Here is a 19,654-nt window from a genome sequence, read left to right on the forward strand (position 1 = left end):
GCGCTGCTGAGACGAGGACGAGCATGACCTTCACACTGCTGGCACGCGATCGCACGGCGGGCCTCCTCGGCGCCGTGACCGCAAGCCGATCCCTCGCGGTGGGCAACGCCGTGCTCGCCATCGATCCGACCGTGGGGGTCGTCGCCAGCCAGGCGTGGACCAACAGAGCCCTGCGCGGCCGCATGCTCGACGCCCTGGCGGCCGGCGAATCGCCCGACGCCGTCGTCGGCCGCATCGCCGAATGGGACGAGGCTCCCCAATACCGACAGACGGCGGCACTCGACCTGAGCGGACGCACGGGCGCGTGGGTGGGCGACCTCACGAGCCCCTGGACGGGGCAGCGCCACGGCGCAGGCTACGTGACCGTCGGCAACCTGCTCACCGGGCCAGAAGTGCTCGACGCCATCGCCGACTCCTTCGAGCGCAGCGCCCCGGAACCCGGGTCCCCCGAGCTCGAGCAGACGACCGCGATCGCCGTGTTCGCGAGACGACTGCTCGTCGCGCTGCACGCCGGCCAGAGCGCGGGCGGGGACGCGCGAGGCCGGCAGAGCGCGGCGATCCTCGTCGCCACCAGTCAGGAACGTCGCATCCACCCGCCGGAGCTCGCGGTCGACCTGCGCGTCGACGACCACACCCACCCGGTCGACGAGCTCGACCGCCTGCTCGAGCTGCGCATCCACGACCTCCACGAGGCGCTGGTCTCGAGCTCGTCCGTCGACGCCGAGCCGGAGAGCTCCCGCAGGGGCGAGGGCTCGACGCAGGCCTAGCGCTCGAAGGGGCTCACGGCTCCGATCACGACCGTCTCGCCCTCGTGCTCGTTCGACCACCAGTGGGCGGTCGAGCAGGCGTAGGTCGCGGTGTCCCCCGCCTCGAGGACAACCCGCTCCTCGCCGTGCACCACCATGAGGCGACCCGAGAGCACGGTGACGCTCTCCGTTCCGATATGCCGGAACGGGCGGCCCGCGTTCGTGAAGCGCGGCGGCAGCACGGACCGGATGAGCTGCAGCGTCGACTCGCTGCGGGGCGTCAGCAGCTCACGGACCGCGCGCTCGTCCTCCGGGACATCGGTGGGAGTCGGCAATCGCAGCCGTCGGTCGTGGGTGACGACGGCGAAGTCGGGTGCCGGCGGTTCCAGGAGCTGCGTGATGGGCACGCCGAGCGCGGTCGCCAGTCGCTGGATCGAGCCGAGCGACGGATTGCCGATGCCGCGCTCGAGCTGGCTGATGAGCCCGAGGCTCACCCCCGCCTGCTTCGCGAGCGCGTGCACGGAGAGGTCGAGGCGCTTGCGGCCGGCACGGACCGCGAGCCCGAGCGAGGTGACCGCGAACTGCTCTTCGTCCTCGGATCCTCGCGGGTCTGCCATGCCGCGAGTCTACCGACGCAGCTTGCCTAGGCTGGGTGCATGCGTGATCGTGCGGTTCCCAATCTCCCCTCGAGGCATCTCGACGGCACGCAGCTGAACCTCATCGGAGCATCATGAGCAACCGCCCCATCGCCCAACTGCCAGGTGCCGCCCGGATGCTCTGCCTCAGCCGCCGCAGCGGCGAGATCTGCACGCGTCGCGCGGGCCACGCCGGCCTCCACAACCGGACGGGGTCGAGCATCCTCTGGGGCGACATCGACGCGGACGCGCCCCGCTGCCCGGCGAGCGGGTCGCCCGCGGTTCCGGCGCCGAAGCTCCCGGACGGCTACCCCCACGGCCGAGCCCTGTGCAGTGCCTGCTTCGCGTTCGTCACGCTCGACGACGGTGAACTGTCAGCACACGACTCGTGGCGCGGCGATGAGTCCCGCGAGGAGGCCGACCGGCGTCGAGAGTGGATGAACACACACGGCTGGTGAGCCTCGCACGGTGCGGGCGCGCAGTCCCCTCGCCTCCATCGCGGACCCACCGACTGGCTAGGATCTCGTGACGGGCCGAGCAACACCCAGAGGCGGCCCCGCCCCGACTCCCCTGATCCCCGACGACTTGGAGCGCGCCCATGAGCGGCCGAAGCGAAGACCCCTCAACGTCGACGTCGATCTCCCCCTGGAAGCGCTTCTGGGAGCGCGGCGGCTGGTGGAAGGCGACGCTGCTCGTCGTCGTGTACTACGCGCTCTACCAGCTCGGGGGCTTCCTCTTCGTGCCCTTCAGGGGCGACCCGGCACCCGGTTCCGCCTCCGCGCTGCTCTTCGACTACATCCTGCCGATCGCGTTCGGCGGTGCGCTGCTCGTCGCCTTCGCGCTCTCACTCGGCTGGCTGCGCGAGCTGTTCGCGCGGCAGCCGATCAACGGCAGGGGGTGGATGTGGATCGGCGTCGCCGTCGTCCTCGTCTTCAACGTGCTCCGCTTCGCGTCGCTCGACTACGCGGCGGCCGGGCTCGATGTCGTCGCGGCCTGGCTGGTCGCCGGCCTCTGCATCGGCTTCGCCGAGGAGGTGCTGACACGCGGCTACGTCGTGAATCTCATGCGCAAGGCCGGCCACTCGGAGTTCGCGACCGCGCTCGTCTCGGCCGCACTGTTCGCGGGACTGCACTCGGGGAACCTGCTCGGCGGGCAGAGCCTCTTGGCAACGGGCATCCAGGTCATCTACACGTTCGCGTTCGGCATCTGCATGTACCTCACGCTGCGGGTCACGGGTCACCTCATCTGGCCGATCCTCCTGCACGCGAGCACCGACCCGAGCATCTTCCTGCTGACCACGCACCCGGGAGACGGGCCCCTGGCGACGTTCGCCGGATTCGGGAACATCCCGGTCATCCTCTTCGGCCTCGTGGCGATCATCTTCATCCGCGGACGAGTCACTCCGCCCGCGGTTCCGGGACTGCCTGAAGGCGCGCCACGCGACTGACGGCGCGCACCCTCGTCGCGAGCTGAAGTCAAGGGGTCTGGAAACTCCAGGGGCACCTGCGACGCTCAACCGGATCACACCGGGAGCCCACATGACCTCGATCTGGCACGACACCACCGCTCGCCCCATCACGGACCCCTCCGACGAGTTGCCGAGCAGAAGCGACGTCATCGTCGCGGGTGCTGGCATCGCGGGACTGACCGCGGCGGTCCTCCTCAGCGAGGCCGGGCTGAAGGTCACCCTCGTCGAGGCGCGCACCATCGCAGCGCTCGCGACGGGCAACACCACCGCGAAGTTCTCGCTGCTGCAGGGATCGCAGCTCTCCAGCGTTCGAGCGCAGCGCGGCCACGAGATCGCGGCGGCCTACGTCGAGGCGAACAGGCTCGGACTCGACTGGGCGGCAGCGTTCTGCGCCGAGGAGGGTGTGGGCTGGCAGACGAGGCCGGCCGTGAACTTCGCCACGACGAGGTCCGGGGCGAGAAAGGTGGACGAGGAGCGTGCGGTCGCCGAGGAGCTCGGGCTGCGCGTCGAGACCGGCGGACACCACGGGCTGCCCTTCACGGTCGAAAACTTCTTCGCGGTCCCCGGCAACGGGCAGCTCGACCCGTACGAGCTGTCGATCGCGCTGGTCGCCAGGGCTCGCCGGGCAGGCGCGAAGGTCGTGGAGGGGCTGACCATCACCGCCGCGTCCCAGCACAAGGCGCACGTCGAGGTGCAGGCGACGAAGGCACCGAACGCCGACCTCGTCTCGTTCTCCGCGTCGCACCTCATCCTCGCCACCGGCTTCCCCGCGCTCGACCGCGGCCTGCACTTCGCGCGCCTCACCGCCCACCGCTCGCACCTCGTGTCGTTCAGATCGGAACGCGAGGTGCCGACGGGCATGTACCTGTCGATGGACTCGGGCGGCCACTCGTACCGACAGTTCCGTCGCGGCGACGACGACTACCTGCTCGTCGGTGGGGCCGGACACCAGGTCGGGGCCGCCGTCTCGTCCCGAGCGCTCGTCGACGCCCTCATCACCGAGGCGCACGAGCGCTTCCCCGGCCTCAACGAGACCCACCGTTGGGCTGCCCAGGACTACACGAACGTCGACGCGACGCCGCTGTCCGGCCCCATCGACCCGCGCGACGACCGCATCCTCGCCATGACCGGGTTCGCGAAGTGGGGCATGACCAACGGCGTCGCGGCCGCCCACGACCTCGCTGCACGCATCCTCGGCGGGCGGGCCGAGTGGATGAAGACCCTCTTCGATCGTGCCCCCAGCGCGAAGGGCGCCCTGGGGCTCGCTGAGCGCGGCGCACACACCGCGGCCAGACTCACGAGCGAATGGGGCAAAGCGCTGAGCCACGCCGACGACGCGGCACCCGCGGAGGGCGAGGGACGCGTCGGTCGGGACGGAGTGCATCCGGTCGCGACGAGCACCCTCGGCGGAACGACACGCACCGTCTCGGCAGTGTGCCCGCACCTGGGAGGTGTCGTCGTGTGGAACGACGAGTCCTGCTCGTGGGACTGCCCCCTGCACGCTTCACGCTTCGAGGCGGACGGGACCCGGATCGAGGGGCCCGCCACGACGGGCCTGCCCCGTGTTCCCTAGTCGACGGCGTCAGCCTTCTCGAACTTCCCCCTGAGCTCATCGAGCTCCAGAGCGTCCGTGGTGACCTGCTTCTTGTCGTCGTAGACGTCCCGGTCGATCTCGTTGGTGGCGTTGGCGACGAGCATGGCGACGAACGTGTCGCCGTTCACGTTGAGGAACGTGCGGAAGATGCCCGCGAACCAGTCGACGGCGATGAGGAGGCCGACCGCCTCGAACGGGAGGCCGAGCGAGGTGGCCAGGAACATGGCGACGACGGGGAAGCCGCCCGGCACGGTGATGGTGCCCATGTTCAGCAGGATGGCGAGGGCCATGCCGAGCACGATCGTGCCGAAGTCGAGGGTGATGCCGCCCGACTGCGCGAGGAACATGACGACGATCATGTAGTTGAGCACGGCGCCGTACGACCCCATCGTCAGGCCGACGGAGAGCGTGAAGTTGGCGACGGGCTGGCTGACGCCGACCTTCTCGATCGCCGTCTTCAGCACCGTCGGGTAGGTGACGGCCGAGCTGGTCGTCGTGATGGCGATCATCGTCTGGTCGCTGAGCTTGGCGGGAAGACGCGCGGGGTTGAGCCCCGTTCGCAGCCACACGACGACCACGAAGAGCACGAGCAGGATGAGCACCCCGATGAGTGTCGAGCCCAGGTACTTGAGTCCGCTCGTCACGACGGCGAACCCGACGGTGCCCGCGAGGTTCGCGAGGAGGCAGAAGACGCCGATCGGCGCGATGATCATGACGAAGCGGATCATCGTGAGGACGATCTGCTGGATCTGGTCGAAGAAGTCCAGCACGAGGCGGTTGCCGGTCTTGGCGATGAAGGCGTTGAGCGCGACGCCGAACAGCAGCGAGAAGATGATGATCGGCACCATCGTGGCCGTCGACATGGCCGCGAAGATGTTCGTGGAGACGAAGTTCACGACCGTCTCCTGCCAGCCCGTCGCCTCGGCCACTGACTCCTGCAGCGCTGGGTCGACCGCAGCGGAGAAGTCGATGCCGGCTCCGGGCTGGACCGCGGCGCTGATGCACCAGGCGAGGATCGCGGCGACGACGGAGAAGCCGATCATCCACGTGAAGGTGCGGGCGGCCATCCGCCCCATGCCCGAGCCGCTCATGGCTCCGGTCGCGACGATGACCGAGGTCATGACGAGCGGCACGATGGCCATCTGTATGAGACGGATGAAGAGGTCGCCGACGAACTTGAGGTTCGCCGCCCACTCGCCCACGAGCAGACCGAACACGATGCCGAGGATGGCAGCGGACCCGATCTGGAGGGCGGGATTCTTCAGAGTTCTCTTCACGGTGTCCTCCGGGCGACTGACGGTGAGCGGCGCAGAGCTGCGTCGATGCGACCCAAGCTAGGGCCGTCAGAAGCCGCATCTCAGCGAATTGGTAGGACCGTTACATGCTGTTCACGTGGCGCCTCAGGCCGTAACACGCTCTTTACAGGAGCGGGCATCTCCCGCCGCAAATGGGCCTCCAGTGCGTGCCACACTGAGGATGTGGTGACGGTCGCCACACCGCTCACGCGAGAACAGGTGGCCCCGTGACTGACACGACCGACCGAACCCTCGGTCCGCTTCCGCGCACGCGGGCTCTCATCGCGGACGACATCGTGCTCCACCTGGAACGCCTCATCGTCGGGGGCGACCTCGAGCCAGGAGCCCCCCTGCCCCCGGAGCGCACTCTGGCGCTCGAGCTCGGCGTCTCGCGCAACGCACTCAGGGAAGCCCTGACGCGACTCGAGGGCCTGGGCCTCCTCGAGCGCCGCCACGGGAGCGCCAATCGCGTCAGCCGTGCCATCCCCCTCACCGCCACGCTTGCCGGCAGGCTCCAGGCGGTGCAGGCGGACTACGACCATTCGGCGGAGTTCCGAGCCCTCGTGGAACCGCGCATCGCGCGGCTCGCGGCCGAGCGCATCGACCGGGAGCAGCTGACGACGCTCGGAGAGCTGCTCGCGCACTCGGCCGACGAGACCGATGCCGACCTCTCCGCCAGACTGGACATCGCCTTCCACACGGCCATCGCCCAGGCCACAGCGAACCCCCTGCTCGCGACGCTCGGCGAGCTCACGGCGTCCTGGACCGTCGAGGCACGCGTGCTCTCGCACCTCGAGGGGGAAGGACGCAGGGTCTCCCACGAGGGCCACTCGCGCATCTTCGCCGCCCTCTCCGCTCGCGACTCGGAAGCGGCCGAGTACGCCATGCGCATCCACCTCTCGGAGATCCGGGACGTGATCGAGCAGGCTCGGAGCGAGGATGCCCACAGCACACACCCGCAGCGGTAGGGGGCCTCGAGGACCGTGTTGGTCCAACCAATCTCAGGCCGTCGAAGAGCTGAGCCAGCCGAGGCGACGCTGCCCTGAACAGCAGAAAGGCCCCGGCTTCACTGCGATTGCAGGGAAGTCAGGGCCTTTCGAGTGGCGGTGACGGTGGGATGTGAACCCCTATCGCATCCCAATGGCGGGCGGCTCGGATGCCGACTTGCCAGCAAATTAGGCACATCTGCGCACAGCTATTCGCAGTGCGAAACACCTGCCAACAACTCAACCTTTGTCAGATTCTTGTCGGATGAGGCTTTCGGCACGCTGCCGGTCCAAGGCCTCCGCGACGTCGTTCAAGTCGTCCTCAAACAGGTCGGCATAGCGGTCGAGTGCCATTGCCGCGCTGGCGTGCCCCACGCATGCGCTGCACCGCCTTCACGTTCGCTCCTGCGCTGATCGCAAGTGATGCCGCCGCGTGGCGGAGATCGTGAGGTGTCACCCTTGGCATGATCAACGGCTCAGGCCTCTTCGCCTCCTTCGCTGCGGCAGCTGCCGTCTCGTCCTCGGCCCGGATGCGCTTGACCGCGCTGGTGAACCAGCCGGACACAGCGTTGCCAGGACGCAGGTAACCGCCCATACCGGCGGCCCAGAGGATCGCGTCGCCGGTCTTACCCTCGGTTGCCTGCCCTATGGCCTCATCGAGAAATGCTGGGTACGTTCGAGCCCCGGGAGCACCCCGTCGACAAGGGTGTCAGGCTCGTGGCCGCAGAGACTCGGCACGTCGGCGGTGAGGAGTTGCTCGAGAGTGACCGCCGGCCCAGCGATCGGCGTACTCGAGGCTGTCTCTGCCGGAGCGGGCGGCCAATCCACCACGGTTTCCGTCGTGCACCCGACGAATGCCACGGTCAGCGCGAGAAGGCCAGTGAGCACTCCTGCCCGGTGCGAGATTCGCTGCATCGTCACGTGGCGGCCTAACGTCGATTGGGAGCAAGCCGAGCCATCCTGAAGAGAGCATCCAGAACGACCTCATGCGGCTCAGCCTATTGGTGCAGCCCTCTGCGTTTGCGCTGACCAAGGAGCATCTGAAGCGCATCCCGGAGCTCACAAAGTGAGCCGAGTGTGCATTTGCTGAACTCGCCTGCACCCGGATGGGAGCATCGCCCTACGGACGGCCGAGTCACCTTGGAATGTCGGTGATACCTCCAACACTGCACGTATGTTCGAAGCACACGACCCAGGCGGCGAGATCAGCGTTGCCGAACTGGTTCCCTCCACCGAGGCCCTCGAGGCACTCACCCTGCGATGCGCCGAGGTGCGGTATCGCGGCATGCATGACCAAGAGCTGACCCGCGAGGTCACGTGGATGCCGCTCGTGACAGCACCTCGAGATGCTGCGTCATGGCTCCTGTGGTCGAGAGTCCCGCCGTGCTATCCGGACGAGAGCCCGATCTTGCCGGTCCGGGGGTTGGGTGAGATGCGCGTCGTCGTCGATGGTGTCGCTTACCGATCTCGGCGCTACAACTATCTGACTGCGCGATGGGATGAGCTCCCACAGGGCGGGTGGATGGCGTCGTGAAGGGAAGTGCGTCCGCAAGACCAACCGAGGGCTGCGGTTGCTCGGCGCTGTTTGTCTCCTGGCCCTCTCTCTGGTCGTCACGATCCTTGTGAGTGCCGTTCTCTCGACGGGACGAGTCAGGACTGGCATCGACGCCGAGATCTGATGCATGCTGACGGTCCTCGTGATAACCGCGCGTGCGCGGGAGGCAGCTGGCTTCAGCGCCCTGTCATGGCGTGGTCTCCTGGTCGGCGGTCTCGGCAGCGATGGCGCGCCTCATGGTGACGGGGCTTGCGAAACCGCTGCGCAGTGCGACTTCGCTCAAGGGCAGACCAGGCATCTCGCGCTTCAACTCCAGTGCCTTCTGCACGCGTCGGGTACGAAGCATTCGGCCAGGAGTCGCCCCGGAACCGCGCAGTCGGCGTTCGAGGGCCCTGCGAGAGAGACCGGCTTCACGTGCGATTGCGTCGACGGAGAAGCTCGGGTCATGGAACCGGTTCTCGACGATCAGGTGAACGAGAGCGAATGTGTCTGTGTCTTCCTGGTTGGAAGAGTCTCTCGACTCGACGACCAAGGCAGTGGCTGCGGTCCTGAGGAGGGCGCGTAGAGAACTCGATGACTGCGGATTCGATGGTTGTGGTCTCTTCGCGGCAGCTTCCAGAAGGCCGAGCACGCTCTGCCGTACGATGCCGCCAGCGGAGTGGTGCCAGCTCAAGTGCGTGGAGTCCACTTCGCTCACGTCGAACGAGAAGAGCGTGACTTCGAACCCTCGATCCGCGTGCATGACGACGCGTTCGGTGCCGGGCGGCACGATCGCCAGCTGCTTCGCCTCAAGCTCGATGCTGCGGTCTCCGGAGGTGATCACTAGCGACCCACGCTCGAGGAAGACGGCCAACCCCCGCCCGTGGGACCAGGAACGCTCACGCTTCCAAATGAAGTCGACAGGCGAGCACCTCCAATGCGCGACAACGTACTGGTCGAAGCGGAGGATCGTCACCTCCGTTGTGACGGATCCGGTCGGAGCGAACAGGTCAACGCCCGCTCTGAGCACCGAGTCGATAGAAGGAGGCAGCGGTCCTTTGTGCCGGAAGGAGTGTGCCTGATAGCCCGGAAACGAGCCCCAACCTCGGTCTTCGTCGTACTTGACGTTCGCGTTCTGCTCCATTGACTCTCCTGGCACAATCGAATCCCGCGCACGGGGACAGCTCAACACCTGAGCATGCTCGCGCCCCCGCTTGGCGGGCAATGTTCGCGGGTGCTCAGCCGAAGAGTTGCACAGATATCGGCCGAGCGCGGACCTGGTTCCAAGCGCGTACGCGCCGAGTCGTCATCGACAGCGCCTAACACCCGTGATGGCTTGCGCTCATCCTCCCTGGTCAGGCGCATCATCGCGTCCAGTCCGCTTCTCACTCGCTGATTCACTCGTGCTGCGCTTCCTTCTCACCAGTTCTTCTCACGGCCTCTCCCAGTCGCGCTGCGCTTCCTTCTCGCCAGTTCTTCTCAAGAGCCCATTCGCATGTTCCTGGCTTCCTACGATTCATTGCGGACCTAAATTTCGACGTGCAGCGCCAAGCGCTGGCACGGGCATCGATCTCCCCTCCCTCATCCCACGCGAGTGCGCCCGAAGCGGCGCTCGTTCTCGTCCTCGAAAGGACTCCGATGTCAGACCCCACCCAAGACCCGACACCACGCACCTCCCCGGCCATCGTCGGGCGGCGCACACTCGTCGCCGGAGCCGCCTGGTCAATCCCCGTGATGGCCGTGGCCACCGCCGTGCCGCTCGCAGCAGCCTCAACCTGCCCGACAGCCGTCTTTGACGCTGCGTTCGTGACGAACTCGGACACTGGGTCGGTGAAGGTGCTGAACGCGACGAGCCCCGACACAGCTGACACGTACACCGTGCGGATCACGTCAACGCTCGCCCCCGGAACGACGACCACGCAGAATGGCCAGTCCTACAACTTCAGTCAGAACGGCTCCGGCTGGAACGGCGACAATCCGGAAGACGGCAGCGGCGACTACACCTACTCCGGGTTCGGCCCGGCCGGCGCGATCGTGCTGAACCAGCGCAAGGAAGGCACCACCGCGCCCATCGGCCCGGGCACGGACAGCCAGACGTTGACCTTCGAGTTCTTCGACGCAGCCGGTGCGCCAATCTCCGCCACGAACGTCGCGATCGACGTCTTCGACATCACCTCAGTTGTAGGGCAGATCTGGCGCGCGTCTTACTGGGACGCAGTTGGTTTCAGCGTCACGCCTGCGTCGATCGTTTCGGAGCCGACGCTCGATCAGGGCGCAGGAACCGGTACGCTCGCCGACCCGTTCCGGAGAAGCGGCGGGCTCTTCCCCACCAACCCGATGGGGCAGGCGCAGTACCAGGACGAGTTCCGCTTCGACTCGTTCCCGAACGGCAGCACCATGGACTACACGTCGTACAACGGTTACCAGGGATGGCATTTCATCGCCGTCAGCTCGATCAGGTTCACCGCGCAGATCGCCTGCTAAGCCTTGGCTCCAGCGCTGAGCACCTCCCCCGGGTATCCCGTGCCGTAATGCAAGAGCCGCCCCGACGCATCGTCGGGGCGGCTCTTGGTACATGTGGGGCTTCTGGCACGACATCTGAGAACAACTGTCCCCGCATCCCGCCAGGGCGGTGAGCAACGGTCAGGACTCGAGGCTGGTGCGCTGCGAAGCGAGCGCTCGCCGCAGGGTCACAGGCGAGGAGAATCCGCTTCGCAGCGCGACCTCTCGAGCAGGTAGTCCCGGCTGTTCTCGCATCAGGGCTTCGGCGTTCTGGACGCGTCGCTCGCGGAGGATCGCGGCGGCGCTCGCGCCACCTGCCTGGAGGCGGCGCTCGAGGACTCTGCGTGTGAGGCCAGCTTCGCGGGCGATGCCGTCGACGGAGAAGCCCGGGACTTGGAATCGGTTCTCGACGATGAGCCTGACCAGAGCGAGCGTGTCGGTGTCTCGCAGGTTGGCGACATGCGTGGATTCGACCAGCAGCGAGTGAGCTGCAGCGCGCAGCAACGACCGCAGTGAGGTCGCGGCTTGCGGGTCCGAAACCGGCGTTGTTTTCGCGACTGCATCCAGAAGCGCGAGCACGCCCTGGCGAACCACGCCTCCGTCGGAGTGGTACCACCGGGTCTGCAGCGGCGCGAGCTCTGCAGCTGTGAAGGAGAAGATGACGCCGGCGATCTTCTCGTCGGCGTGGAGGACGACGGGGCCGGCACCCGGTGGCACGATCGCGATCTGCGACGCCTCGAGCCGAAGCCTTCGCTGGTCGGAAGCCACCTCCAGCGACCCTTGCTCCAGGAACAGCACCAGAGCTCGCTCCTGGGCTGAGGCGCGCTCTCGCTTCCAGACAAGGTCGATCGCCGAGCTCTCGCCACGCACGACCAGGTACCGGTCGAAGCGCAGCAGCGAGGCCTCGATCGTCGCGGTGCCCGCGGGCGCACGCAGGTCCACGCCGGCCTTGAGCTCCTTGTCGACGCCAGGGGGCAGCGGGCCCCGGATTCTGAACTGCTGCGTCCGGTATCCAGGAAAGGGACTCCAGCCGGTGGCTTCGTTGTAGTGGGCACGAGCGACGCGCTCCATGGGTCCTCCAGATCGATTCGAACGATGTGTCCCAGCGGTGTCAGTGACACTGGTCCCGCATTCACGCGGGAGTGATGGCGACAGGACTCAGCCGCGACGCGCGGCTCGAGCTGACCTGAGTCTCGGCTGCGTCAGAGAGAGGGACTCCCGCGGGCCAGCGAAGGGGTCCGTCGACCCGCAGGAGTCCAGCACGGATGGGTGGTGCGCGGATCTCCCCCGAGATCCCCGCGCGGACGCGGCTCCCCAGAGCACACCACCGACCGGCGGTAGTCAGAATGCCGCACGAATTGTTGCTCTCATTTCACAAAGGCCCGATTGACGCAAAATGAGCGCAATTCGCCGCAAAAGGATCGCGCGAGATTTCTCGCACCCGCACCTCTCCAAACCCCCGTGCAATTCGAGCGGAGCCGTCGCGAATGCTCGCGTACCATTTCTTCCGCCGTTCTTTCTCTGAGCGCACGCGGAGCGCGTGAAGTAGATACCGTTCGGATTGACGCCTGATTCTCGGCGTGCAATTCATAGAGCCACCTCGCGTGCATCGTGATCGGTATCCGCAGGAAGTTCCCGTTGGAATGCCGGGGCTCAACAACGAAAGGAAACTCATGTCGGATTCTCTCGACAGCTCGAGCCAGGCCGACGCGCCAGGATCGATGAAGCGGCGCACGATCGTGGCCGGCGCTGCCTGGTCCATCCCCGTGATCGCCGTCGCGGCCGCAGCCCCGATGGCAGCGGCGTCCCCACCGTGCCCGCAGTTTGCGTCGGCGGCGAGCTGGACGGCAAGCACAACCGGTCAGTTGCGAGTGCACTCCGATCCGACCTACAACAACCGAGTTGGTGGGACATACCTCGCGCTGCCCGAGAACAACGCGAACTCGTTCCTGTCCGTGCAGGACAGGAACCTGCAGGGCGGCACCACGACCGTGCAGTGGTCGACGGTGTTCGTCCCGGTCAGCGGGACGGCCTACACCTTCACGTTCGTCACGAGCACGAACACCGCGCTGACCGACTCGCAGACCCTGAACCTGCGCATCAACAGCACAACCCAGTGGGCAGGCATCACGAAGCCGACCGCCGGCGGCCCGACGAACAACCTCAGCGGCCTGCAGACCCACTCATTCACCTGGACGGCCCCCAGCAACGCCGCCGTGACGTTCGCGATCGCTTTCCTCGTGCCAGGGGTGACCAACAACCCCAACCGTACGAACGACGACATCCGGATCGGACTCCCCCGTATCTCCGCGGCCGGCTGCCGCTCGTAGCCTCGCAACGGGCATCTCGGGAACCGAGAAAGGGGGCCAAGACTGCTGCAGTCTTGGCCCCCTCTCTGGTCTCACTGGTCCGGGATCTGCTCGAGCGCTCTGGCTGTTGACGCCAGGAGTCACGGCGTGGGGTACGTCGTGGTGTTCGTGTTGTTGATCGGGGTTGGGTTCCTGAATACCTGGACTGGGGTGGTGTTGACCGTCACGTAGCGGCGCGTGATCACGGTCTGACCGCTGTAGTACGGGCTTGGTGAGCGGAAGAAGAAGTCGACCGGGATGTTGGTCGTCGCCCCTGTCGCGGTCACGGTGCCGGTGTAGCTCGAGCGATAGACGCGGTAGGTGACGCCACCGACGACGGTCGTCGTGCCCGTGTTGGCGAGTGTCGACCACGCGGTGTTCGAGCCAGGGATCGGCGCGAAGGTCGGGGCTGGCCACCCGGTGGAGATGAGCACCTCGTAGTAGATGTTCGAGAGCACGTCTCCGGGCTGTGTTCCTGCCACCCGCAGATACTGCCCCGGGCTCTTCGCGTCGTACTGGAGCGCGCCGTTGGTCGACGACCCCTGCGTCGCTGGATACCAACCCACGCCGAAGCCGGACTGGATCTCGAACGTTCGCGGCGGCGATGCCGCGAATGCTGGAGCTGCGGTGGTCATCGCGATCACCGGCACCGTCCAGGCCGCCGTCTGCAAGACCCGACGACGCGTCGTGTCCCCGGCCGCGCCGTGGTTCTCAGAGGTGTTCTTTGTCAATGTGTGCTCTTTCTCTGTCGCTGAAACGAGGTCGCGAATAGACCACGGCGGTCCACTTGAACGAGACCGTGAGGGATTATTGGCAAACTGCCATCGGTCGGAGATCCCAGGTCATTACTGCATTGCATCTCGGCACGAACGCAAGTTCGCTACCACCAAGCGCGAGGTCTGCTTTTGATGAAACCGCAACCCCTCCTGCAAGCTATCCGACCAGTCATCGAGCTTCAATCTGGGAGAAGAATCAGCACTCAGATTGAGAAGCACTGACCACATGAGCGGTTCGCTTTCTGATAACGACCGACTTTCCGGTCGGTCTTTCTCAGCGAGTGGGAATGTGAGCGTCAGCGCTCAGATCCGAGCGATGCCAGACTCGCCTGCAGAGATGTCCGACTGGGCTTCGCTCTCGCTGTCCGAGAGCCCATCGAGGGCGCGACGCATGGCACGCACCGAGCCGAAACCGGCAGCCGCAGCGATGCGCTTCAGATCTTGGGTGTCGACGTCACCGAACTCCCCCGGTGCCTCCAACAGGTCTCGCGCGAGCCGAGTTCGAACCCGTCGAAGCTGAGAGGCCGGCGTCAGGTTTGTGTCTTCGTAAGCCCGATACAGACTCGCCGTGGAGACTCCGAGGTCGCGTGCGAGCCTGCCAGCGTCGAAGGTGACGTCGCTAGCGGAGGCTTCGATGCGCTGCGACGCCCGCCGCAGCAACGATGTCGTGACCCCAGGACTGCTGCGCCCTGTTCCCGAGGAGCCAGCTCGACGGCTTCGCGTGGCGCGAGCCGGGACATCATCCGCCAGCACGCCGGCGAAGAGATGATCCAACCCCGCTCGGACGCGATGGAACCCGGCTCCGTCCACGGCCGTCAGAGAGTTCAACGCAGAGTGCGCCGCACTGGTGAAGATCTCCTTGTGGGCATTCGAGGACCCGAAGAGTCCCGACTTCGGCAGGGGTGCGTGCCCCTCAGCGTCGCGGAGGTCCGTCCACTTCGACACGAAGAGCAGACGAGCGGCTGGCTCGTGCGCGGTGATCCCCAGGGGCTCATTGAACGACTGCACGTGCATTTGACCTGGGCTGAGCTGCACCTGGGCTGCGTCCGACGTCACCGTCTGCGTCCCTTCGATACCCACCACAGCGTGGAACATGGAGTTCGGTGCGCTGCTGGTTGCAGTGAAGGAGAAGGCAGCCGGAGTGTGCCAGATCCTTCCGATCGCGAAGGTATCCGTCCGGATGAGGTCGGCGACCAACTGGAAGCGCGAACTCAGCGGCGCAACCTCCCACCCGAGGGACCCGATCCACTGGATTGCCGCGTCCCCGTCCAGGATGAGCTCCCGCGTGACGGTGCCTGTCGGGGGGACGAGACGGCTCGCATCGTGCACCTTTCACCTCCAGTGAGAAGTTCTGGCAAGCGTAAGTGTCGGAAAACGCATGTTTCGGGTCCGAATGCGAGCGCTGACACGGAATCCGTCACGTGCGGGTCTGTTTTGCGTCACATGTGCGTCCGATGTGGCGCAAAATGGCTGGTCGTGCATGACTCGACCAGTCCTTCTCAATTTTGTGACAGTTCTTCTCAAGCGCCACATACACAGTCCAACAATCCCCGAGATCGCTTGACGAGGTGGCGGCGACGCAGGTAATGGATCCGCCGCTCAGGGGACGCCCCTGGCACGTCCTGGCGACGATCCACGTCGTGCCGCGCAGTGGGCCGCCCTTGAAGAGCGTCACAGACCGAGCCACAGACTCACACCCCTGGAGCAGGCCCAATAAGGTGTCGCTATGTCTGACGCAAGGAAGCCGACGCCCCGATGGTCCGACCCGGTGTGGACGAAGGACATGAGCTATCGCTTCGTCAACGTTGGGGATGCGCCTGCGTTCGATGTCGTCATTCTGGGCGAAGCGCGCGTTGACCCGTTCTCGGGCTTCCCTCCGAGCCACGTCCCGAAGACACACATCGGCATGGTCCCGCCGGGTAAGTCCATAGATGTCACCGCGCAGGTGGCCGACAACACCTGGGGCGATCGACCAGCGGAAGCGAGCAAGGGATCTGTGGGCTGGCCGCCGATAGCACCCCTCCTGACACTCGCATGGAACACCGACCGTGGCTGGAAACCCGACCGAACTGAGGATGAGCCCCTACTTCCATACGGGCTGCCGGATGACCCGCGACAGTGCTACCGGCAAATGATCATGCCGATGAATCAAATGCCGGCGAAGCAATCGCGCGTCCGGCGAACGAGGGCATCAGCGCGACGGGACGCGGCGGAGGAGCAGTTCGTGCAGTTCGAACGAGTGCTCAACGTCTTTCTTTCGAGCGCGGACGCGTTGAGCCGTGCCCTCGAGGACTGGTCGGCCAACACCCCGCACGGTCGTGCACTCCTGGGCGACGACGCCGAGGCGCAGTCTCGAGCTCGGGCCAAGCTGCGCCAGGACCTTGACGGCCCGACGCTCGCGATGTTCACCTCGTTGGCAATGCTGCGCGATCATGCCAAGGCGCTGCGCGCGTACTGCGATGAGGATGCTCGAGCGGAGATCCAGAGCACCCATGACAAGGCGCGACGCGAGCATCCGTTCAGCCACCACGCCGAGACCGTTCGGAACTTTCTGGCCCACAAGGCGCTGTTGGATTGGGTTATCAGCTACGCGTACAGCACGCAGCAGCTCGAGATAGAGGTCGACTTGCAACCGATCCTCGACTGGGCGAGAACCCGCGACCGGAATCGCACGGAGGCTGCAAACGTGATGTTCGCGGAGTTCATCAAGGACTACGGCGATTCTGGCTGGGGTCCGAACGTCTCGTTCCAGGAGTGGATCGATCAGACTCTTGGCGGAAACAAGCACGCCATGCTGCTCACGTATCGACGCGCTTGGGAAGCGGTTGCACAGATGCCCTGAAGCTAGCCCCCGAGGCGCGCTCGCTCCGTGCGAGCGCGGTCAGCGTGTGCGCCGGCGGCGAGTTTCCTTGGCACCGCGAATACCGTGCTGCTTTCGCTCGCGCTTCGTGCGCCCGAGGTTCGCGTACGGCAATGCGAGGGCACTGTCGATCAGTGCAGCCCTCACGTCAGCGCGTAGCCCGGAGGTGAATGCGTCGAGCATGTCCAACTCCGCTGTTTGGGGGTCGGGTGTCGCAGCGTAGTGCGCCCAGAGCTGGTCCGGATCGAGGAGCTTGATCGGCCACCCTCCGCCGTGCGGTGTTCGCGCGCGGAGCCGGTGATCGTAGAACGGCATGGGACTCAGCGACGTACTGGGCCTTCTCCATGCCGGCCCACGGCAGGAAGAAGGTGAAGTGCTGGTCGATCTCTCGGATCGGGAAGCCGATCGTCTCCTTCGTCTTCGTGTCATGCGCGATCAGATCGGCGTAGTCGGTAACGATGACGAAGCGAGTACTGAAGCGCACGACGGCGGGTGTGGCCTTGAGATCCTCAATGAGAGTCAATGGGTCGTTGCCGGTTTTTTTGAAGTACACGATGCTCTTCTGCGCAACCTCCTGAGCCGAATCGACAGCCACGTTGAGCGACCCGTTGCGAAGCCTCGTGACGCTACTTTGCGACCTTCCGTAGGCGAGCAGCAGATCGAACATGAACTCACGATCGTAGCTTTCCCGGCCAGCCAACGGGGCGACTCGCTCCTCTCCTCATCTCTGAGGCACACCAGCTCTCGCGAGCAACCATCAACACCCACTGGGGCATGTCTTGATCTGCGGCACTGTACCGCCCCCTCGCGGCGACCTGACGTCACAACGAGGACTGGGCGAGTGACTGCCAAGCCTGCGGCACATGCGCAGACTGCGCCGGCGCTCGACAGCCATCACGGCACTACTCTCGTCAAACCGACGAGGCACAACCAAAGCTCCTTGCGGCCCCTGCGCCTCCCAACCGAGCTCACATAGGTCTTGCCAGATTCTTGTCGGACGACCGTTCGCGACAAAGCGAAAGGCCCCGACTCCACTGCGATGCAGGGAAGTCAGGGCCTTTCAGATGGCGGTGACGGTGGGATTTGAACCCACGGTAGAGTCGCCCCTACACAACATTTCGAGTGTTGCACCTTCGGCCGCTCGGACACGTCACCGTGAGGAATCTTATACCGAGACCAGGGGTGCGCCGCAAATCGAGCCGCCCAGGCGTGTTCTCGAGAGGCCAGCCGGAGCGGACTCTTAGACGATCGGGATCTGGAACGTCTCGGTGAAGGGCGGCAGCGCCACCGTCGACACGTAGGAGACGTTGGCCCCTGACGGTCCGGTGACCCGGAAGTTCGCGACCAGTGTGGTGACGCCGGAGTCGACGGTGGCGGTGAAGCTGCCATCTCCGTTGTCCGTGAGGACACCGCCCGTGATGGCCGTGTTCACGATCGTGACGCCGGCATCCGGCGTGATGACCACCTTGGAGTTGTCGGGGAGTACGGAGTCGTTGCCGTCTCCGTCATCGCCCGTGAGCGTGAACCGGGCGACGTTCCCGCTCACGACGCTCGTCGACCCACCCGTGTACCAGGTGTTCGCGAGAGGAACGGGCGTCGAGGCCACGGCGATGGGCGCGGCGACCGTGATGGCCACGGCCGGGACGGACCAGGCTGCGCCGGCCAGAAGGGTACGACGGGAAGTGCTGTCAGCAGACACGAGGATCCTGTTCGAGAGGGGGAAGCACGCAGGGGGCTGGACGAGTCGGCAGATGGGGAATCGGCTCGGCCAGGTGGATAATCGCACGCGCGAGAGGGTTCGCGTTACCCCTTGCATTTCGACGTCACAAAACGTATGCGGCCTCGACCGGTCTACCGACGCGTTTCGGTCTCGATCAGGCGCACAGCTCCCGCGTCGATGCGGAGATCAAGCGTGCAGGCGGCCCGGCCCGGGCCGCGGAGCTCCTCGCCGTCGGCGTAGACGAGCACGCCCTTCGGCACCAGCACGCGGATGCCCGTCAGGCGCTCGAAGGTGACGGCCGGGAGGCGCGTGTGCAGGCCGGCCATGGCGAGTGGGAAGAGCGTGAGCAGGCCGATCCTCGGGAGCCCGCCGACGACGAACAGGTCGAGGAGCCCGTCGTCGATGACCGCGTGCGGCGCGACTGCGATGCCGCCGCCGATCGACGAGCCGTTCAGCACCGTGAGCATCTCGGCGGTGACCGACTCGGCAGGGCCGCCATCGATCCGAACACCGAACTCGAGCGGCTCGAAGTGCCGCACGGACTCCAGCAGGGCGGCGATGTAGCGGGCCGTTCCCGGCAGACGCCGCAGCTCGTTGGCGCGCCGATTCACGACGGCGTCGAAGCCGACGTTGACCGAGTTGATGGCCACATGCTCGGCGCCGTCGAGCACCAGTCGCATCGCGTCGACGCTCCGGGTGCTCGCGGTGCCGGTGCGCAGCGCGGTGAGCATCCGCTCGATGCCGACTGCTGGCACGCCGCGTTCGATCCCGGCGGCTCGAGCGAAGTCATTGCCTGTGCCAGATGGCACGACCCCGAGAGGGACCTCGGTGCCCGCGACGAGGCCGGCCCCCATCGACACCATGCCGTCCCCGCCCTGCACGATGAGCGCATCGGGGCGACGCTCCCCACCGAGCTCGGCCGCGGCCTGGCGTCGCAGCTCCTCGAACGAGTCGGCCGCCACGAGCACGACCTCGAGATCCGGCGAGGAGGCGGCGCCAGCTCCCCCGGCGAGGCGCCTGCCGAGGTGCGCGGATGCGCCCAGCCCAGCCGCCGGGTTCACCACGTACAGGACTCTCTGCGCTCGCACGAGCCCATTCTGCACGCTCCCGGTCCCCGCGCGACCTCACCCCGCAGTTCAGCGCCCGGGAATCGCGCCGCCACGGGCCCGCTGACGCGCCAGTGTCGGTGG

Annotated in this window: 18 protein-coding genes and 1 tRNA gene; 9 read left to right on the plus strand and 10 right to left on the minus strand. The window is 66.3% G+C overall.

The annotated features are described in order from the left end of the window. Positions 1–23: 23 nt before the first annotated feature. The gene (locus C5E05_RS18885; protein ID WP_104299619.1) at positions 24–767 is read left to right on the plus strand and encodes a DUF1028 domain-containing protein; all 744 of its coding nucleotides are present in this window, start codon (positions 24–26) and stop codon (positions 765–767) included. Here the strand turns inward: C5E05_RS18885 and C5E05_RS18890 are convergent. Continuing rightward, positions 764–1,363 carry a helix-turn-helix domain-containing protein gene (locus C5E05_RS18890; protein WP_104342795.1) on the minus strand — a complete coding sequence of 200 codons (600 nt, stop codon included), beginning with the start codon at positions 1,361–1,363 and terminating at the stop codon, positions 764–766. The two genes, C5E05_RS18885 and C5E05_RS18890, sit on opposite strands and share 4 nt — an antisense overlap. A 113-nt stretch (positions 1,364–1,476) precedes the next feature. Between C5E05_RS18890 and C5E05_RS18895 the strand changes: the two genes are divergently transcribed. From C5E05_RS18895 to C5E05_RS18905, 3 genes are all read left to right on the plus strand, one after another. After that, entirely contained in the window at positions 1,477–1,839 is a 363-nt protein-coding gene (locus tag C5E05_RS18895; protein WP_258064926.1) for a hypothetical protein, read from the plus strand. A gap of 140 nt (positions 1,840–1,979) precedes the next feature. Then, entirely contained in the window at positions 1,980–2,828 is an 849-nt protein-coding gene (locus tag C5E05_RS18900) for a CPBP family intramembrane glutamic endopeptidase (RefSeq protein ID WP_104342796.1), read from the plus strand. 91 nt (positions 2,829–2,919) lie between these two features. After that, positions 2,920–4,422 (plus strand): FAD-dependent oxidoreductase, encoded by a 1,503-nt coding sequence (locus C5E05_RS18905; RefSeq protein WP_104342797.1) that lies wholly within the window; start codon positions 2,920–2,922, stop codon positions 4,420–4,422. Here the strand turns inward: C5E05_RS18905 and C5E05_RS18910 are convergent. Further along, the gene (locus C5E05_RS18910) at positions 4,419–5,720 is read right to left on the minus strand and encodes a dicarboxylate/amino acid:cation symporter (protein ID WP_104342798.1); all 1,302 of its coding nucleotides are present in this window, start codon (positions 5,718–5,720) and stop codon (positions 4,419–4,421) included. The genes C5E05_RS18905 and C5E05_RS18910 overlap by 4 nt on opposite strands. 245 nt (positions 5,721–5,965) lie before the next feature. On the opposite strand from C5E05_RS18910, the gene C5E05_RS18915 reads away from it, so the two are divergent. Then, positions 5,966–6,706: a FadR/GntR family transcriptional regulator gene (locus C5E05_RS18915; protein WP_104242878.1), complete on the plus strand. Its 741-nt coding sequence runs from the start codon at positions 5,966–5,968 to the stop codon at positions 6,704–6,706. A 1,192-nt stretch (positions 6,707–7,898) separates the two neighbouring features. After that, positions 7,899–8,258: a hypothetical protein gene (locus C5E05_RS18930; protein ID WP_104242882.1), complete on the plus strand. Its 360-nt coding sequence runs from the start codon at positions 7,899–7,901 to the stop codon at positions 8,256–8,258. Positions 8,259–8,466: 208 nt separating this feature from the next. Here the strand turns inward: C5E05_RS18930 and C5E05_RS18935 are convergent, their stop codons facing one another. Next, entirely contained in the window at positions 8,467–9,402 is a 936-nt protein-coding gene (locus C5E05_RS18935; protein WP_104342799.1) for a helix-turn-helix domain-containing protein, read from the minus strand. Between the two features lie 494 nt (positions 9,403–9,896). Between C5E05_RS18935 and C5E05_RS18940 the strand changes: the two genes are divergently transcribed. After that, complete coding sequence (locus tag C5E05_RS18940; RefSeq protein ID WP_104342800.1) at positions 9,897–10,742, plus strand: hypothetical protein; 846 nt, start codon at positions 9,897–9,899, stop codon at positions 10,740–10,742. A gap of 159 nt (positions 10,743–10,901) precedes the next feature. On the opposite strand, the gene C5E05_RS18945 is transcribed toward C5E05_RS18940, so the two are convergent. Then, on the minus strand, positions 10,902–11,831 hold the full coding sequence (locus C5E05_RS18945) for a helix-turn-helix domain-containing protein (protein WP_104242888.1): 930 nt from the start codon (positions 11,829–11,831) through the stop codon (positions 10,902–10,904). A 602-nt stretch (positions 11,832–12,433) separates the two neighbouring features. Here C5E05_RS18945 and C5E05_RS18950 point away from each other — a divergent pair. Beyond that, positions 12,434–13,090 (plus strand): hypothetical protein, encoded by a 657-nt coding sequence (locus C5E05_RS18950; protein WP_104242890.1) that lies wholly within the window; start codon positions 12,434–12,436, stop codon positions 13,088–13,090. Positions 13,091–13,209: 119 nt separating this feature from the next. Here C5E05_RS18950 and C5E05_RS18955 read toward each other — a convergent pair whose 3' ends face one another. Both C5E05_RS18955 and C5E05_RS18960 read right to left on the minus strand, forming a co-directional pair. Then, the gene (locus C5E05_RS18955) at positions 13,210–13,839 is read right to left on the minus strand and encodes a hypothetical protein (RefSeq protein WP_104342801.1); all 630 of its coding nucleotides are present in this window, start codon (positions 13,837–13,839) and stop codon (positions 13,210–13,212) included. Positions 13,840–14,187: 348 nt separating this feature from the next. Continuing rightward, a complete protein-coding gene (locus C5E05_RS18960) occupies positions 14,188–15,213 on the minus strand; it encodes a helix-turn-helix domain-containing protein (protein WP_104242894.1) in 1,026 nt (341 codons plus the stop codon). A gap of 397 nt (positions 15,214–15,610) precedes the next feature. Between C5E05_RS18960 and C5E05_RS18965 the strand changes: the two genes are divergently transcribed. Next, on the plus strand, positions 15,611–16,726 hold the full coding sequence (locus C5E05_RS18965; protein ID WP_146081186.1) for a hypothetical protein: 1,116 nt from the start codon (positions 15,611–15,613) through the stop codon (positions 16,724–16,726). Between the two features lie 166 nt (positions 16,727–16,892). Here C5E05_RS18965 and C5E05_RS18970 read toward each other — a convergent pair whose 3' ends face one another. The 4 genes from C5E05_RS18970 to C5E05_RS18985 all read right to left on the minus strand — a co-directional run bounded on the left by C5E05_RS18970 (position 16,893) and on the right by C5E05_RS18985 (position 19,552). Further along, positions 16,893–17,444: a type IIL restriction-modification enzyme MmeI gene (locus C5E05_RS18970; RefSeq protein WP_308471593.1), complete on the minus strand. Its 552-nt coding sequence runs from the start codon at positions 17,442–17,444 to the stop codon at positions 16,893–16,895. 365 nt (positions 17,445–17,809) lie between these two features. After that, a tRNA-Ser gene (locus tag C5E05_RS18975) sits at positions 17,810–17,899 on the minus strand. 85 nt (positions 17,900–17,984) lie between these two features. Continuing rightward, complete coding sequence (locus tag C5E05_RS18980) at positions 17,985–18,443, minus strand: hypothetical protein (RefSeq protein ID WP_104342802.1); 459 nt, start codon at positions 18,441–18,443, stop codon at positions 17,985–17,987. A gap of 152 nt (positions 18,444–18,595) precedes the next feature. Next, positions 18,596–19,552 carry a diacylglycerol kinase family protein gene (locus C5E05_RS18985; protein WP_181059748.1) on the minus strand — a complete coding sequence of 319 codons (957 nt, stop codon included), beginning with the start codon at positions 19,550–19,552 and terminating at the stop codon, positions 18,596–18,598. Positions 19,553–19,654: the final 102 nt, after the last annotated feature.

The organism is Pseudoclavibacter sp. AY1H1 (genome assembly GCF_002931055.1).
Taxonomy (GTDB): Bacteria; Actinomycetota; Actinomycetes; order Actinomycetales; family Microbacteriaceae; genus Pseudoclavibacter.